The sequence below is a fragment of the Agarivorans sp. QJM3NY_29 genome (assembly GCF_050870835.2).
Classification (GTDB): domain Bacteria; phylum Pseudomonadota; class Gammaproteobacteria; order Enterobacterales; family Celerinatantimonadaceae; genus Agarivorans.
Window position 1 is genome coordinate 1,484,334 of the sequence record NZ_CP194036.2, and the last position, 16,516, is coordinate 1,500,849.

The 16,516-nt window shown below is 47.9% G+C and carries 19 protein-coding genes; 7 read left to right on the plus strand and 12 right to left on the minus strand.

The genetic code is table 11. The annotated features are described in order from the left end of the window. Positions 1 to 66: 66 nt before the first annotated feature. From rhaB to ACRRS0_RS06820, 7 genes are all read left to right on the plus strand, one after another. Positions 67 to 1,509 (plus strand): rhamnulokinase, encoded by a 1,443-nt coding sequence (gene rhaB / locus ACRRS0_RS06790; protein ID WP_432453956.1) that lies wholly within the window; start codon positions 67 to 69, stop codon positions 1,507 to 1,509. Between the two features lie 8 nt (positions 1,510 to 1,517). Beyond that, positions 1,518 to 2,777, plus strand: a complete 1,260-nt coding sequence (locus tag ACRRS0_RS06795; protein ID WP_432453955.1) for an L-rhamnose isomerase — start codon at positions 1,518 to 1,520, stop codon at positions 2,775 to 2,777. An 88-nt stretch (positions 2,778 to 2,865) separates the two neighbouring features. Continuing rightward, complete coding sequence (locus ACRRS0_RS06800) at positions 2,866 to 3,894, plus strand: L-rhamnose/proton symporter RhaT (RefSeq protein ID WP_432453954.1); 1,029 nt, start codon at positions 2,866 to 2,868, stop codon at positions 3,892 to 3,894. Between the two features lie 11 nt (positions 3,895 to 3,905). Next, on the plus strand, positions 3,906 to 4,220 hold the full coding sequence (gene rhaM / locus ACRRS0_RS06805) for an L-rhamnose mutarotase (RefSeq protein WP_432453953.1): 315 nt from the start codon (positions 3,906 to 3,908) through the stop codon (positions 4,218 to 4,220). Beyond that, positions 4,217 to 5,014, plus strand: a complete 798-nt coding sequence (gene rhaD, locus ACRRS0_RS06810) for a rhamnulose-1-phosphate aldolase (RefSeq protein WP_432453952.1) — start codon at positions 4,217 to 4,219, stop codon at positions 5,012 to 5,014. Before rhaM ends, rhaD begins: the two co-directional genes overlap by 4 nt. A 4-nt stretch (positions 5,015 to 5,018) precedes the next feature. Beyond that, positions 5,019 to 6,164: an iron-containing alcohol dehydrogenase gene (locus ACRRS0_RS06815; protein ID WP_432453951.1), complete on the plus strand. Its 1,146-nt coding sequence runs from the start codon at positions 5,019 to 5,021 to the stop codon at positions 6,162 to 6,164. Between the two features lie 77 nt (positions 6,165 to 6,241). Next, on the plus strand, positions 6,242 to 7,045 hold the full coding sequence (locus tag ACRRS0_RS06820) for a helix-turn-helix domain-containing protein (RefSeq protein WP_432453950.1): 804 nt from the start codon (positions 6,242 to 6,244) through the stop codon (positions 7,043 to 7,045). 43 nt (positions 7,046 to 7,088) lie between these two features. Here ACRRS0_RS06820 and ACRRS0_RS06825 read toward each other — a convergent pair whose 3' ends face one another. The 12 genes from ACRRS0_RS06825 to phnF all read right to left on the minus strand — a co-directional run bounded on the left by ACRRS0_RS06825 (position 7,089) and on the right by phnF (position 16,511). Beyond that, on the minus strand, positions 7,089 to 7,841 hold the full coding sequence (locus ACRRS0_RS06825) for a helix-turn-helix domain-containing protein (protein ID WP_432453949.1): 753 nt from the start codon (positions 7,839 to 7,841) through the stop codon (positions 7,089 to 7,091). Positions 7,842 to 7,881: 40 nt separating this feature from the next. After that, positions 7,882 to 8,343, minus strand: a complete 462-nt coding sequence (locus tag ACRRS0_RS06830; protein ID WP_432453948.1) for a carboxymuconolactone decarboxylase family protein — start codon at positions 8,341 to 8,343, stop codon at positions 7,882 to 7,884. A gap of 330 nt (positions 8,344 to 8,673) precedes the next feature. After that, on the minus strand, positions 8,674 to 9,429 hold the full coding sequence (phnP, locus tag ACRRS0_RS06835) for a phosphonate metabolism protein PhnP (protein WP_432453947.1): 756 nt from the start codon (positions 9,427 to 9,429) through the stop codon (positions 8,674 to 8,676). Next, the gene (gene phnN, locus ACRRS0_RS06840) at positions 9,426 to 10,037 is read right to left on the minus strand and encodes a ribose 1,5-bisphosphokinase (RefSeq protein WP_432453946.1); all 612 of its coding nucleotides are present in this window, start codon (positions 10,035 to 10,037) and stop codon (positions 9,426 to 9,428) included. The genes phnP and phnN overlap by 4 nt, the downstream gene beginning before the upstream one ends. Then, on the minus strand, positions 10,034 to 11,170 hold the full coding sequence (phnM, locus tag ACRRS0_RS06845) for an alpha-D-ribose 1-methylphosphonate 5-triphosphate diphosphatase (RefSeq protein ID WP_432453945.1): 1,137 nt from the start codon (positions 11,168 to 11,170) through the stop codon (positions 10,034 to 10,036). The genes phnN and phnM overlap by 4 nt, the downstream gene beginning before the upstream one ends. Before the next feature lie 4 nt (positions 11,171 to 11,174). After that, complete coding sequence (gene phnL, locus ACRRS0_RS06850; protein WP_432453944.1) at positions 11,175 to 11,876, minus strand: phosphonate C-P lyase system protein PhnL; 702 nt, start codon at positions 11,874 to 11,876, stop codon at positions 11,175 to 11,177. A gap of 22 nt (positions 11,877 to 11,898) precedes the next feature. Further along, complete coding sequence (gene phnK, locus ACRRS0_RS06855; RefSeq protein WP_432453943.1) at positions 11,899 to 12,753, minus strand: phosphonate C-P lyase system protein PhnK; 855 nt, start codon at positions 12,751 to 12,753, stop codon at positions 11,899 to 11,901. Then, complete coding sequence (locus ACRRS0_RS06860; RefSeq protein WP_432453942.1) at positions 12,746 to 13,636, minus strand: alpha-D-ribose 1-methylphosphonate 5-phosphate C-P-lyase PhnJ; 891 nt, start codon at positions 13,634 to 13,636, stop codon at positions 12,746 to 12,748. The genes phnK and ACRRS0_RS06860 overlap by 8 nt, the downstream gene beginning before the upstream one ends. After that, positions 13,623 to 14,759, minus strand: a complete 1,137-nt coding sequence (locus ACRRS0_RS06865) for a carbon-phosphorus lyase complex subunit PhnI (protein WP_432453941.1) — start codon at positions 14,757 to 14,759, stop codon at positions 13,623 to 13,625. The genes ACRRS0_RS06860 and ACRRS0_RS06865 overlap by 14 nt, the downstream gene beginning before the upstream one ends. Next, complete coding sequence (gene phnH, locus ACRRS0_RS06870; RefSeq protein WP_432453940.1) at positions 14,759 to 15,352, minus strand: phosphonate C-P lyase system protein PhnH; 594 nt, start codon at positions 15,350 to 15,352, stop codon at positions 14,759 to 14,761. Before phnH ends, ACRRS0_RS06865 begins: the two co-directional genes overlap by 1 nt. Then, positions 15,352 to 15,816 carry a phosphonate C-P lyase system protein PhnG gene (gene phnG, locus ACRRS0_RS06875; protein WP_432453939.1) on the minus strand — a complete coding sequence of 155 codons (465 nt, stop codon included), beginning with the start codon at positions 15,814 to 15,816 and terminating at the stop codon, positions 15,352 to 15,354. Before phnG ends, phnH begins: the two co-directional genes overlap by 1 nt. Then, positions 15,813 to 16,511 carry a phosphonate metabolism transcriptional regulator PhnF gene (gene phnF, locus ACRRS0_RS06880; RefSeq protein ID WP_432453938.1) on the minus strand — a complete coding sequence of 233 codons (699 nt, stop codon included), beginning with the start codon at positions 16,509 to 16,511 and terminating at the stop codon, positions 15,813 to 15,815. Before phnF ends, phnG begins: the two co-directional genes overlap by 4 nt. Positions 16,512 to 16,516: the final 5 nt, after the last annotated feature.

Here is a 16,516-nt window from a genome sequence, read left to right on the forward strand (position 1 = left end):
AAACGTGAAGTTATTGTGTGTCGATAATCGTTTTAATAGCCCCATCAAGAAAGGGGAATTAAAACAATGAAGTCAGTGATTGCGGTTGACCTCGGTGCGTCTAGTGGACGTGTCATGGTTGGATATTTAAGCGAAGGAAAGCTTACTTTAGAAGAACTCCATCGTTTTAAAAATCATCAAGTTAAAGTGAACCAGCAGCTTTGCTGGGACCTTTATTCGATTTTAGAAGAAATCAAAATTGGCATTAATAAGGTATTGGATAAAAACATTCATGTTGCCTCGCTCGCGATTGATACTTGGGGCGTTGATTTTGTATTACTCGACCAATTTGGTCGTCATCTGGGGGAGTTTGTCAGCTATCGAGATCAGCGTACTCAAGGGATCCAAGAAAAATTAATTCGTGAGAGTGGCATTAGCCGACAGGATATCTACGGGATAACCGGCATTCAATTTTTGCCGTTTAATAGCATTAATCAGTTAAAAGCGATTACCGATAGCCAGCCAGAGTGGTTAGAGCAAGTGGATAGCTTGCTGTTTATACCAGATTACCTTAATTACAAGCTTTGCGGAGTGAAGCATTGTGAATACACCAATGCGTCGACCAGCCAGTTATTGGCTTGTGATGATCAGTCGTGGTCGCCTGCTTTAGTCGAAGCCTGTGGGGCGAAGCTCGACTGGTTTTTACCGCCAAGCCTGCCAAATCGTATGATTGGCCAATATCATTTGGGAAACATCAGCATCCCAGTTTGTTCCGTTGCTAGCCATGATACAGCCTCTGCGGTCGCGGCCACGCCTATTTTTGACCAGCATTGCGCTTATTTAAGTTCTGGAACCTGGTCCTTGTTGGGTATTGAAAGTGAGCAAGCTTATACCTGTAATAAAGCTTTCGCTTATAACTTAACCAATGAAGGTGGGGTGAATGGGCGTTACCGGGTTCTGAAGAACATTATGGGTTTGTGGCTGATCCAGCAGATTAAAGCGGAGAATCCATCTTTAGCTTTTAGTGATATTGCGGCGCTGGCAAAGATGGCCAAGCCTTTCGAATTTATCATCAACCCCAATGACGATGCCTTTTTAAACCCCGCGTCGATGACTAGCGCGATTAAAGCGTGGTTTAAGCAGCGCTCACAACCCTCTCCCGAAACGCTTGCTCAAGTGGTGCGCTGCATTTATGACAGCTTAGCCTTGGCCTACGCCAGCGTGTTGGGTCAGTTAGCTGAAGTTTCGGGTCGAAACCTGCAGGAGCTGCGTATTGTTGGCGGAGGAACGCAAGATCAATTCTTGAATCAACTGTGTGCCGATGTTTGTGAGATCAAGGTTTCGACCGAACCGACCGAAGCCTCGGCACTTGGCAACGTGGTGAATCAATTTATCGCTCTGGGTGTCATAGCCAATCTTGAACAGGCGCGCCAGCTGGTGCACCACTCTTCTGAAGTGAAAATCTTTGAACCACAGCCTATCGCTTCACTTCAAGCAATTAAAAATCAATATAAACAAATCATTAAGTAGGTACTGAAATGAGTAAAGAACAAGTTATTAGCGCTTATCACTATGCCAAAGAAGTATTTGAAAAACATGGGGTCGATACCGAGCATGCTTTGCAAGCTCTGAATGAAACTGCGATCTCCATCCACTGTTGGCAGGGGGATGATGTGCGCGGTTTTGAATCGCCTGATGTTGCGCTTAGTGGCGGGATACAGGCGACCGGAAACTATCCGGGTGCCGCAAAAACGCCCGCCGAGCTGCGCGCCGATATGGAGCAAGCATTTTCTCTCATTCCGGGTAAAAAACGGGTGAACTTACATGCGATTTATTTAGATACCGACCAGAAGGTAGAGCGAGATCAACTTAAACCTGAACATTTTGCGACTTGGGTTGAGTGGGCAAAACAGCAACATTTAGGCTTGGATTTTAATCCTACTCTGTTCTCTCATCCAAAGGCGGATGATGGCTTTACTTTGTCGCACCCAGATAAGGCGGTACGGGATTTTTGGATTGACCATGTGAAGGCTTGTCGCAAAATTTCTGAATACTTTGGCCGGGAGTTAGGCAGTCCTTCGGTGATGAATATTTGGATCCCCGATGGCATGAAAGATCAACCGATTGATCGTTTATCGCCTCGTCAGCGCTTGGCTGAATCCTTAGATTTAGCTTTGGTTGAAAAAATTGACGAGCAATATCATAAGGATGCGGTAGAAAGTAAGCTGTTTGGCATCGGTGCCGAGGCTTACACCGTGGGCAGTAATGAGTTCTATCTTGGCTATGCCGCTACCCGTAATATTGCACTTTGCCTTGATGCCGGCCATTTCCATCCCACTGAATGTATTAGTGATAAGATCAGTGCCTGCTCCATCTATATCCGCGATTTGTTACTGCATGTGACCCGCCCGATCCGTTGGGATTCGGATCACGTGGTGTCATTTGACGATGAAACTCAAGCCATTATGCGCGAAATCGTACGTAACAATTTAAATGACCGAGTCTCAATCGGCCTTGATTTCTTTGATGCTTCGATTAACCGCATTGCCGCCTGGGTCATTGGAACCCGTAACGCGCAAAAAGCCTTGCTCAAAGCGCTACTAGAGCCGGTCTCAAAATTAAAAGCGGCTGAGCAGAGTTACGATTACACCTCTCGCTTCGGTCTTATCGAAGAGGCGCATTCACTGCCTTGGCAAGCGGTATGGGATTACCACTGCTTACAGAGTGGTGTGCCAGTCGGCTTTGATTGGATCCACCAAGTAAAAGATTACGAAGCGACCGCTTTATTGGCGAGATAGCTTCACAGTAACGGCTTGCCGAAACTGTGATAATCGCGGCGAGCCAACAAACTCTTACTCTACAAAATAATTTAAAAGGAATAAAAATATGTCTGTAGTAGCAGGTATTGGCTGGCACTTGGTTGGAGCGGCATCCGCGGCGGCCTTTTACGCGCCCTATAAAAAAGTGAAGGGCTGGTCGTGGGAATTGATGTGGTCGATTGGCGGGCTATTTTCTTGGGTATTAATGCCGTGGTTAGTGACGTCGATGTTGGTGCCTAACTTCAGCGAATTTTACTCGCAGATCCCGATGTCGACCTTCGTGATGATGATGTTTTGTGGCGCGATGTGGGGGATCGGTAACATCACCTATGGTTTAACTATGCGCTATCTTGGTCTCTCCATGGGGATTGGTATTGCGATTGGTTTGAACCTTGCGGTTGGAACACTTCTCCCACCGATTATTCGCGGCGAACTGATGACTTTGGTCCATTCCGATGGGGGCAGCCTAACTTTTGTTGGTATTTTCATTGCGTTAATTGGTATTGCCATTGTCGCTTATGCCGGAAATGAGAAAGAGAAGGCGCTGGGCGAGAAAGCGGAAGAATTTAACCTCAAGAAAGGGGTGACCTTAGCGATTATTTGCGGCATTTTTTCTGCCGGATTTGCCTTCGGTTTAGAAGCGGCTGCACCGATTAAAGCGCAGTCAGCGGCTTTAGGGATTAATTACTTGTATGTGGCGATGCCCGCTTTCGGCTTCATCATGGGCGGTGGCGCGATCGTTAACTTCGGCTTTTGTTTGTATCACATCATTACCAATAAAGACATTTCGGTACGAGCCGACATGTCGCTAGGGAAAGGTTTGATGCTCCGTAACCTATTGTTTACCGCGATGGGCGGGATCATGTGGTACCTGCAGTTCTTTTTCTATGGTTGGGGCGAAGCTTCAGTGCCAGAGCACCTTAGCTACATCAATTGGATGTTACACATGTCGGGCTATGTTCTGTTTGGCGGTGTGATTGGTTTAGTGATGGCCGAATGGAAAGGCGTTGGTACTCGTCCAGTACGGATCTTAATCCTTGGTTTATTGGTCATTACTGCCGCAGCGAACGTGGTTGGTTTAGGTATGGCGGCTTAAGGAGTTAAATCATGAAAAGAAAAACATTTGTGATGTACGTTAACCCAGCTTGCCACGACGAATATCAAAAACGGCATGATGAAATTTGGCCAGAGATGAAAACGCTGCTCAGTTCTCATGGGGTACACAATTATTCTATCCATTTACTGGCCGAGCAAAATTTATTGTTTGCTTATGCTGAAGTGGAGAGTGATGCGCAGTGGGATGCGATTGCTGATACCGAGATATGTAAAAAATGGTGGGTTTATATGAAGGATGTAATGCCTTCAAATCCAAACAACTCACCGCTTTCAAAATCACTCAAAGAGGTTTTTTATCTACAATGATTTCATTAAATGATGCTGTTAAAACTGAGATTGCCAAGGTAACGGAAGTATCGCAATACCTTTGGCAGCGCGAGTGGGCAGAGCGCAATGGCGGTAATATTTCCGTTGATCTAAGTGAGTTGATGGATGACGTGGTGTGTGATGCACCGATTAAACCGTTACCGGTTCAACTCCCTTTAGCCAGCGCTAATCGTATTTATTATGTAAAGGGGACAGGCCAACGAATTCGAGAATTACGCGACGCGGCATACGCCGGCTGCATATTGCGGATTAATGCCGACGCCAATGCTTACCAAATTCTTTGGGGGGGGAAGGCGAGCGAAGATTTTGCGCCCACTTCTGAGTTTATTAGCCACATTAAAATTTTGCTGGCTCAGCGAAACGCCAAGGTGCCACATCGAGCCGTTGTACATACCCATCCTTTGGAGTTGATTGCTTTGTCTCATCATCCCAAAATTGCTCAAAGCAGTGAATTATTCACTCACACTTGTTGGAAAATGTTACCCGAAGTGCGGGCCTTTGTGCCACGGGGGATTGGTGTGGTGCCTTATTGCCTGCCATCGTCTGAGGAGATGGCCGATAAAACCTCCGATGTTTTAATGACGCACGATGTTGCGATTTGGGAAAAACACGGCGCAACCGCTTCGGGTGGGGATGTATTACAGGCTTTTGATTCTATCGATGTCGCGAATAAGGGAGCCAAGCTGTATCTGATGTGTCTTGCCTCTGGTTATGAGCCGGATGGCGTCAGCCAAGAAAACATGGATATTTTAAAACGAGAATTTAATTTGTGAGGTCATGATGTCTGTATTTAAACTCGCGTTTCCTAAGATTAACTTTTCTGGCGTTGGTGCCATTGAAGCATTAATTGAACGTTTATTGCTTGAGCACCAAGGCGACGCAGGCCTGTTAATTTGCGACCCGGCAATGGTCAAGCTCGGTTTTAGCAATAAGCTATTACTTAGTGAACTCAACTTGACGTTGTTCTCAGCGGTGCGGCCGAATCCCGACACCAATACGGTGAATAGCGCTTTTGATCTGTTCGTTAGCAGCGGTGCCAAATACTTAATTGGTTTTGGGGGCGGTAGTGCTATCGACACCGCCAAAGCGGTAAGAATTTTGTCGGCTAACCCTGGGCCTATTGCTAAATATAATGGGGTCGAACAAGTTGCTCAGTTAGGTGTGCCACTATACGCCATAAATACCACTGCAGGCACCGCCGCTGAAGTGACCAGTAATGCGGTGATTACCGACACCGAGACACATGTGAAGCATGTTCTTATCTCGGATAAAATTATTCCTGATGTTTCGGTGAATGATCCCTCGGTGATGTTGGGGATCCCTAGCGCCATTACTGCTGCAACGGGGATCGATGCCTTGACCCATGCCATTGAATCTTATGTGTCGCAGGGGGCGCATAAGCTAACCGACTACATTTCACTAGAAGCGATTAAAACCATTGCTGAATATCTGCCACAAGCAGTCGATGATGGCAGTCGTATAGAAGCCCGAGAAATGATGGCCTATGGGCAGTTTATTGCAGGCTTATCTTTTAATAGTGCGGGATTGGGGATGGTGCATGCTATGGCTCACCCTGCAGGTGCGCAGAAAGATCTCCCCCATGGTGTTTGTAACGCCATATTGTTGCCAATTGTTAGTGAATTCAACCGCCCGTATCGGGTTGAAAAATTCGCAAAAATAGCTCAAGCCTTAGGGTTGGATACTTCTGAACTCAGCCCCGAACAAGCCAGTTTTGCTGCAATTCAAGGGCTTAAAGACTTGAATCGCAGAGTTGGGATCCCGAGTGGATTTGCTGAACTGGGAGTGAGTGCGCAAGATACCCTCGCATGGGTTGACGATGCATTGGCAGATCCTTGTGCGGGCGGGAATCCACAGCCGATGACTCGGGAGCAAGTGGTGGCCTTATATCAACAATCCTTATAGATAGTTGGGCTGAGAGCCTGCTCTCAGCTTTTTAATGGGGGTTGTCTGATAATCATTCAAAATGACGGGGGAAGCGAATGTTACATCTAAAATCAGAAGAATTTGTTGGAACAAAATCTAGTATTAAGGTGTTGAATCGTGACCCTCAATTTGATTACCCAGAACACTGTCACGACTTTTCTGAGCTTATTTTAGTCAGTGCTGGTAGTGGTGTACATATTGTAAATGGCTTGCAGAAAGTGGTGTTGCCAAATACTTTGGCTTGCGTCAGCGACAATGATTACCATCAGTACGTGGATAATCGTGATGTCACCTTGGTCAATATTCTCTATAACAAACATCAGCTCAATCTAAGTCCTAAAGCAGTGAATGTGATTAAACATTTAGAGGATGGTGCGACCAATCTATTAATCACCGAAGACTCATTTGAGCCTATTTTGGCAATAGCGGATAATATGCGTATTGAGCAGCAACGCGAGTATAAACATTCTGAGGTGATGGTGTCGTTAATGTTTGAGCAGTTGTTGTTGACGATAGATCGTTTGAACATGACTCAGATTGATAATTCCCCCTTAATGAATGCCATTGTTTTTCTGATTAATAATTATAGAGAACAGGATCTTTCGGTGCAGCAGATCTGTGATTCTTTTCAGGTCAGTTCACGAGCCTTAAGCAATAAGATATCGCAGCTCACAGGCTCTTCGACCAATAAGTTTTTGAACCAATTACGAATTAGAAAAGCGATGACTTTAATCGAAACGGGTCTTTCAATTACTGATGTTGCTTATCGGGTGGGTTATAACGATAGTAATTACTTCAGTACCAAGTTTAAATGCATTACTGGTCAAAGCCCGAGCGCCTATAAAAGCCATACACTTTAACCACTTAGAGAACTGACAATATTTTACTCCTCGCTGTTAAACATCATTTGCTCGCGATCCGTTTACAGTAACGTTTGGGTGTGATTTTAGCGATTTGTGCAAATTCTCTGGTCATATGAGATTGATCTGAAAATCCATAATCCAATGCCAATGTGACTAAGTTGCTATTAGGTTTGTGTTTGAGATGTTCGATGGTTTTTTTGACCCGCAATATTCTTTGGCATTGTTTGGGGCTTATACCTACCCATTTTTGAAATTGACGCTCGATTTGACGTTGACTCAGTGGCATACCACTCTTCGAGAGCTGGTTATTGTTGGCGTTCTGAATCACCTGCAAACAGCGCAATACTGAGGCTGGAATGCATTGGCAAATATCAACGGTATTATTCAACCATTTATAGAGTGCTGTAATTCGAGCTTGGTGATGAGGCGTATACTGCAGGCGGTTTGCCATTCGCTGCAGCCAGCGTTGCTGTTTATTATCTTGCTGTGCTACCGATTGCTCGAATTGAGTGCGTAATATATCGACACTAATACCAGGCTGAAAACGAACTCCCGCGACTTGAGTCCCCGAAGAGAGCATTATGGTGTGTGCTTGTTTGCTTATCGGTAGCAGCAGCGCTTTTGCCGAATATGGAATGCCATCAAATTCAACACTTCCAGCTAAAATAAACATGATGCCGCTACAAGCATCAGCTTGTAGCCACTTTGTCATGTTCTTCCCTGGAGTGGCCGGAACCGAGGCTGACCAGATCCCTTGAACATAGTGCGCTAAGCTCCCTTTTGGTTGAAACAACCTGAAATCAAAGGGAGACTCAGCAGATCGGAGCGCTTGATTAGTTTGGTTGATAATTCCCTACCTCGGGTTTAAAGGTTTTGGAGATCCGATTCCAACTATTAATCGCATTCACCGCGATTGTCAAATCAACCAAACTTTGTTCGCCAAACATTGCTAGAGCCTGTTTATAGGCGGCTTCTGTGACGGGTCGATTTGATGTGATCAATTCCGCCCATTGTAATGCCGCACGTTCAAGTTCGGAATATAAGGGCATATCCATCCAGGCACTTAAGCCATATATCCGCTCTGGGCGCTCTCCCAATTTAAGGGCGTCTTTGCTATGCATATCAATACAGAAGGCACATTGGTTGATTTGTGAAACCCTTAGTTTCAGCAATTCCCAAGTGGTGATATTCACCGAATTGGAGTGACTAAATTGCTGGTGAAGATAGTTTTCTTGTTCGAGCAATATCTGCATTGCCTGAGGTGAGCTTGAAAAATAGTTTAATCGCTTAGTCATCGTTTTTTCTCCATGTTGAGTGTTGAAAATAACCGATAGCTTTCAATGTTTATTGAATATTTGCGACATGTTGCGATTGATCTGCAGATCTCTGGATCTGCAAGCAGGCTGATGTGGCATTGGTAGGGGAGTGGCAAGCGTGAGCATTTGGTCTGCTTCGCAGTATGCGTGAAACAGCAGATGCTTCGTAAACACTTGGTCGAACATATACGCTTAACGATTTGCCTCAAGCATTTCTATCACAGTGATTAGCGCTTTCAGCAATATGGGAGAAGGCGCTGAAGCGATCACTTGGAGCAAGATGCCCCTCGAGGTTGATCGATAAGCCGCTTACTCCAGTGTTAGCTGCATATCGTCGTGACCCACTTGGACATTGCTGGGCAACTCGCCGCTGTATTGGTGTAGAAAACTGTCTAATTCGTGTCCGATATGACTAAGCACCCACTGAGTGTCGGGCATGGCGTGGGCGAACTCAAATACATCGTAGAGATTATTGTGGTTGGGGGAGTGTTGCAGTGGTGAATAGCTACAATCGATCACGACATAATCGGGCTGATGTCGCAGCAGTTGTTGCCAGCTTGGATCGGGGATCCCTGCGGTATCGGTTAGATAGGCAATCTGTCCTTGAATGCTGCTAAATAGATAGCCCAAGGTTGGTTTTGAGTGGTTAAGGGTGAGCGGCATAATCTCGATGTCAGCCAACTGAAATCGAGAATAAGCTTTGTTCGCTTGCTGAAAATCGAGGATGCCTGGGTGTTTGAATAAATCATCGCAACCATTGGGGTCGTTCGGTTGATAAATTGGGATGGGGTCGGCAATTCCCCAGCGTAAATCAAACAGCGCTTGCACATGATCCATATGATAGTGGGTCAGGAGAATGGCATCGATAGAGTTAGCGGGAAAACGGCTTTGTAGTTGTGGATGATTGGCATCGATGAGTAAACACTTACCATTGACTTCTAATACCGCTGAACTGAGTTGACGGCTTAAGCTGGGATTTTTTTGAGCGCGCTTACAGGCGATACAATCACAGCCGTAAAGTGGCGCCGCTTGGACGTTGCCAGTGCCTAATAAGGTGAGTTTCATGTGATATATAACTCGCTAGTTTGGGTATCGATATACTTGAGTAATTTCTTCACGGTGACGGCTAAACTGCGGTTGTTATCTAGTCGCCAGAATTCTTGTTGTAGATTGGTTTGGTATTGCTGGTTACGCCGCAGCCGAGCAGTAATTGAATGTTCTTGTTCTCGGCCCCGTTTGCGTAAACGTTCGGCTAATACATCTTGTTCTACCTCTAGGACAATCACTCTTAAACGTTCTCCGAATAAGTCTCTGGCGAGGTCTATTTGTTGACGTGAGCCATTGAATAATACCGAAAACCCCATACTGAGCCAGGTGTTTACTTCGTTTCCCACGGCGTAATGGCAGCCATTGGCTTGCCAGTCCATGGCAAATAAGCCGCTACGTTTGCGGTGGGTATATTCCGGTAAACTTAAGGCGATGTGGTTTTCACCGCCGCTATCTGCTGCTCGGGTGATGTAGCGGTGAGCAATCAGTAAGTTACTATCGGCTTTTAATTGCTCCCGCAAACCATCTATGATGCTGTCTTTACCTGAACCAGAGGGACCAACTAAATAAAACAACTTGGCTTCACCGACGATGACTTCATTACTTAATGAGCTATTAGATATCAAAATACTCGCTCTCCTTCACGCCATACTTGTAGGACGCGTAAGCGGTCTTGGCTGGGCTTGGCTAAGACCAGATCTGCACGTTTATTTTCATGAATACTTCCTCGGTCATCCATACCGAGGGTTTGTGCAGGCTTAAGGCTCACCATTTGAATGGCTTCACATAGGTTATAGTGGTTGTTGTCCATCTTCGCAACCTGATAGGCTGCATCCAACATACTGGCAGGGTAGTAGTCCGAGGATAGGATATTTAATACGCCTTCACTGGCTAATTCGGCCGCCGCCACATTACCTGAGTGTGAACCGCCTCGCACGATATTCGGCGCGCCCATCATCACTTGTAAACCCGCTTGACGTGAGGCCTGCGCTGCGGCAACGGTGGTTGGAAATTCGGCGATTGCACAGCCTAAGGCGGCGGATTCCAGCACATGCTCTACGGTGGCATCGTCATGGCTGGCTAAAGTAATACCGCGCTCGCGTGCTGCGGCTGCGATGTGCTTGCGGTTGGCATCGGACCAGCGCAATGAGGCTTCGGTTTGCTCTGCTTCAAAGCGCGCCATGGCTGGTTCGTTTAAGCCATATTTACCCATGTAATAGGTACGATATTTTTCGCTATCGATAAATTGGCGTTGTCCGGGCGTATGATCCATCAACGAGACCATGGCGACCGGCCCTTGCTCAACCAAGGTTTCGAAAATGTTGGCGGTATCGGCATTGGGGAGTTCACAGCGCAAATGCAGAAAATGTTCGGCTCGATTTTCACCGCGTTGTTGAGAATCGACAATGGTATGCAGCATGCGCTCTAGATTCGCTAAGCGGGTGCCGTGGTCGTTAATATAGCCCAATGCAATCGCGTCTAGTACTGTGGTGATGCCACTGGAAACCATCAGGGCATCGTGACTTGCCATGGCTGAACCAGCAGGCCAATTCACCTTCGGTCGTGGCGTAAAAAATTTTTCCAGGTTGTCGGTATGTAATTCGATTAAACCCGGCAAAAGATAGGCTCCGTCGCCGTCAATCGCACTGCAGTGTAGGCTTCGCGTGTCACTGAGTGCGATGATCCGGCCATCTTTTACTTCTAGCGAGCCCTTCACGACTTCATGTTCCAAAATCATATTTACGTTGGTAATGATCATTTTATTATCCTGCTAACGAAGGGCTGGCTTGCATTGGGTGTAGGCGGTCGGCGACGAGGTCGCGAACCCAGTTGTCGTGAAAGATACCAACGATGGCTGCCCCACGTTGTTTGGCGGCTAAGATCAATGTCACCACTTGTTGGGCATTCACTTTATCTAGTGAGGCGGTGGGTTCATCGAGTAATAAAATTGGATAGTCGAGGGCAAAGCCGCGGGCAATATTGACCCGCTGCTGTTCACCGCCAGAGAATGTCGCTGGGGCTAAGTGCCACAGTCGTTCGGGGACATTCAATTGGCTTAATAGGGTTTGTGCCTTGGAGCGGGCCAATGATTCACTGATGCCATTCTCGAGCATGGGCTGCATGACGATATTCAGAGCCGAGAGGCGAGGGATCACCCGTAAAAATTGACTGACCCAGCCAATGGTATGGCGGCGCAACTCGATGATTTGGCGCGGTTGGGCTTGCGCCATATCTAACCAGTGTTCACCTTGGCGGATCAGTAATTGGCCTTGGTCAACTTGATAGTTGCCGTATAGCGAACGCAGCAGACTGGATTTTCCTGAGCCAGAGCTACCGTTGAGAACTAAACATTCACCGCCATATATTTCCAGATTTTGCTGGCACAGTACCGGTAGGCGAGCCGCACCTTGGTTATGTAACACAAAGGTTTTATCGATGTTTTTGGCTATCATAAGCGCTTGCATGGTGACTCCTCAATCGCGCGTATTATTGTTGAAGAACCGAAGAAACTAACAATTGGGTATATGGATGGCGTGGGTCATCCAGTACTCGATCGCTTAAGCCACTTTCCACCACCTGACCTTGCTTCATCACCATGATCCGATGGGCTAATAAGCGGGCCACTGCTAAATCATGGGTGACAATCACCACCGCTAGCTGCAGTTCGGTGACTAAGTTGCGAATTAAATCGAGCAAGCGGGCTTGCACCGAAACATCTAAGCCGCCGGTGGGTTCATCCATAAACACTAATTTAGGATGGGTCACTAAGTTACGGGCTATTTGCAGCCGTTGCTGCATGCCGCCAGAAAACGTTAGCGGTTGGTCGTCAATACGGCTGGGATCGATCTCTACTGCTTTGAGCCAGCAAATGGCTTGCTCGCGTATCTGTGCATAGTTACGCCAGCCGACCTCCATTAGACGCTCACCAATGTTTCCGCCTGCGGAGACTCGTGGCCGCAAGCCATCCATAGGGTGTTGGTGCACAATGCCAAAATTGGCGCGGATTAAACGCCGGCGTTCGGCTTCGCTAATATGATATAAACTGGCCCACTGTTGGGTATTGTTGCGATAATTGACCTGACCACTTTGGGGCGTTAAGCGACCCGACAGGCTCTTGAGTAGGGTCGTTTTACCGGAGCCTGATTCGCCGACAATCGCTAATACTTCGCCCGGATACAGTTCTAAATCGAGCGCCTTAAAGCCTTTCTCTGGGGCGTAGAGCATGCTTAAGTTATGAGCGGTGAGTAATGGGCTGACTTCGCTCTGAAGCGAGTTTTTCGGGGCTGTTGGTGCCGATTGAGGCTGCCAATGTTGCTCCAACTGGCTGGCTAATTTATTCATCTTGGGCTCCTTCGCTAGCCGCTTGTTGTTTTTGGCAGAAGTCGGTGTCGGAGCAAATAAATACTCGCTGGCCTTGGTCATCAACCAATACTTCGTCTAGAAAGGTATTGCTATTCCCACAGATGCTGCAGGGTTGCTCCCAATGTTGAATGGAAAAGGGATGATCTTCGAAGTCGAGGCTACGCACTTTGGTGTAGGGTGGAATGCAGTAAATACGTTTTTCTCGCCCGGCACCAAAAATCATTAAGGCTGGCGACAGATTGAGTTTTGGGTTATCAAACTTAGGGATCGGTGAGGGATCCATTAAGTAGCGGTCATGGACCATGACCGGGTAAGCGTAGCTGGTGGCTATGTAGCCATAGTTCACAATATCTTCGTAGAGCTTGACTTGCATTGACCCGTATTCTTCCAGAGCGTGCATTTTTTTGGTTTCGGTTTCGCGCGGTTCGATAAACCGCAAGGGTTCGGGGATCGGCACCTGAAACACCAAAATTTGTGCATTACTGAGGGTTTGTTCGGGAATGCGATGCCGGGTTTGGATTACGCTGGCTTGCTCGGTTTGTTCGGTGGTGGTTATGCCACACACCTTGGCAAAAAACTGCCGGATTGAAACCGCGTTAGTGGTGTCATCGGCGCCTTGGTCAATCACCTTGAGCACATCTGTCTGGCCCAAAATTGATGCACTAAGCATGATTCCTCCGGTTCCCCAACCATAGGGCATCGGCATTTCTCGGCCACCAAAAGGTACTTGATAACCGGGGATAGCAACGCCTTTGAGGATGGCTCGGCGGATCATCCGTTTGGTTTGTTCGTCTAAATAGGCAAAGTTATATTGCTGGTCATCGTCAGTGATAGCCGCGGTGTGTTGACTAAAGCGGGTCATACTGGCTCTCCTGTTGCTGGCGCATTTTACGTAACAATTCTAATTCAGACTGAAAATCGACGTAGTGAGGTAGTTTTAAATGAGAGACAAAGCCTGCCGCTTCCACGTTGTCGGCGTGGGCCAGTACAAATTCTTCATCTTGCGCCGGACTGGTCACTGGTTCGTCATAGCGTTGTGCTTGCAGGGCGCGGTCAAGTAAGGCGACAGCCATGGCTTTGCGTTCACTAAAACCAAAAGCTAAGCCGTAGCCGCGAGTGAAATGAGGATCTTGCGCCTGCTCAGCCACAAAGCCATTGATCATCTCGCATTCGGTCAGGACGATACTGCCAATATCAATGTTAAACCCTAGCTCTTCAGGACAGATCTGCAGATTGACCTCACCGCTGCGAATTTCTCCGGCAAACGGGTGGTTACGGCCGTATCCTCGTTGGGTCGAGTAGGCCAGTGATAATAAGAAGCCCTCATCACCGCGGCTCAATTGTTGTAGGCGCGCAGCACGAGAACAGGGATAGCTTATCGCTTGTTGGCTGAGGTCGGCGGGCTCTTCTCCGCGGTCGACTTCTGGTATCGCCAGACCTTGTTGTTCCAGTAAGGCAAATACTCGGCTAAAGTTTTGAGCTTCTACTGGGGGGGAGTCTTGCTGTAAATTCTGCTGCTCAGCAGTTTTTGGTGCGGGCTTATCGGTGCCAGACTCGGGGGGGCTCGGCGGGTGTCCTTCGGCGAGCAGACTAAAGTCGAGTAGGCGATGACTATAGTCATAGCTTGGTCCGAGTTGCTGCCCGCCGGGCAGATCTTTATAGCTGGCTGAGATCCGCCGCTGAACCCGCATTTGGTCAGTATCTAAGGGCTCACATATCGCGAATGAGGGAAGGGTGGTTCGGTAGGCGCGTAGCAGGAAGATGGCTTCAATTTGATCGCCGCTGGCTTGCTTAATCGCCAGCGCGGCCAGCTCTGGATCAAACACCCCTCCTTCGGTCATGACTCGCTCGACCGCTAGACTCAATTGTTGGCTGATTTGGGCGACGCTTAGCTCGGCAACGTCCGTATGACCTCGGCGACGTTGCGCTTGTAGCCGATGTGCTGCGGCAATGGCTTTTTCGCCTCCTTTTACTGCGACATACATTAGATACGCTCCAATTGGGTAGTGCGACTGATAGCCAGCAAGGATTGTTGATGACAGAAGACAAATTCCAAGCCGAGTGGGTAGTGGTGGCTGGGTTTGGATAGGTAGTCAAGCAGGCTTGCTCCAAGCTCGCCAAACTGTCGGATGATGGGGTGCTGAATGCCCGGTCCACTTAAGCGAAAGCGTGGGCCGCTGTCTAAATCTTCAGTTTGCACCAGCAGCATTGCACTGTGCTCCGGACTCATGTCACTGCCAGCTTTGCACTGCATCAGATCAATGGTTTGGGTGCTGTTGATGACCACAAAATCGGCTTGCTGGAGAGTCGTTCTTTGAACACCGTTATGAAACGCCAAGTTTGCCACCGCGTGTGCTAAGTCAGTCGGTTTGGCTAATTCGGGACTGAGGTATAGGCCAGTATGTTGATCACACAGGCTCATAATGACTTGGCTGGCGGCAGGATTTAGTGGCGCAAAACCGCGGTGTTTATCAAGCGAGACCCGGCTACCCGGTTCACTGAAAGCTTTAAGGATTTGCCGAAAACAGTGTTGAGCATGGTGGACGGGTTGCGCAAAACCAGTTTCTATTTGCAGCATTAGTCTTCTCCCCGAACGACAGTGAAAAAATCGACCTTCGATTGAGCCGCTTGTTCGGCGACTTGTTGCCTCGCCAACTGTTGTAGCTCTGCGAGAGGTTGAATAATCGCTTCTTGTAATACCGGTGCGGTGGATGCTTGCTGTAACAGTGCATCGATTAGCGCCGATAGCAGCGCATGTTGTTTCGCGCGTCCCCGTAAGTAGCTATAACCGGTGGTGCCATCGACTAAACGCACCGCTGCCCGAGTCATGGTGGTCTCTGCTAAATTGAAACGCTCGCCATTGCCTCCCACTCGACCTTGAATCTTTGCCAAGCCAATTTCGGGTTGTCGGATCACTTCACAGGGCGGGTCTAGTTTGAGTTTTCTCCAGCGTTGTTCTAGCTCGGAAAAGGGGGCGTTAGCGAGTATTGCCATCCAGTGTTGGCGAGCAGTTTGTTGTGGGGAAGGCGTGGTGTGACTCATGATGTATGCTCCAAGCTGAGTTCAACTAACTCGGCTCTAATGTGGGAAATTGAAAACTCGAAGGGTTGCTGTTGTTGGTCGATATTGACGGTTTGTAAGCGGAGTAGCGGTTTACTGGGATCAATTTGTAGGCAGGCGCAGTCTTCATTATTAGGAAGTTGCGCGCCAATCACCGTGTGTTTACGGCGTAAATTGATGGCGCAGTGCTGGGCCAAAAAGTGATGTAATGAACCCTGTTGGTAGCGGCCGAGTTGGCTTTCGTGTTCACCCAAACGCAGGTGATGAAATACGATACTGATTGGGATCTGGTCGATAAAGCGCAAGGTTTTGAGTTGAATTATCGGGCTGGCTAGCGCAATCTCTAAATTATTTGCCACCTGTTGGTTAGCGTTACTACGGATGCAACTAAGCAGCCGACTATTGGGCTTTGCTCCGGCATTGAGCAGGTTATCGGTGAATTTTGCCCCCGAATGCAGCGGATAACGCACTGGCTGACTGAGTACCAGCACGCCTTTGCCCTGTTGGCGCAGCAACCAACCTTTTAGCACCAATTGGTCAATGGCGCGGCGCAGTGTATGCCGATTGACTTGATAGCGTTCCGCTAAGCGTTGCTCGGGGGGAAGGTATTGGCCTGCCTGATAAGCACTGCTAATTTCTTTTTCGAGGCTGAGAGCAATTTCTTGATAGCGCGGCATGAGCA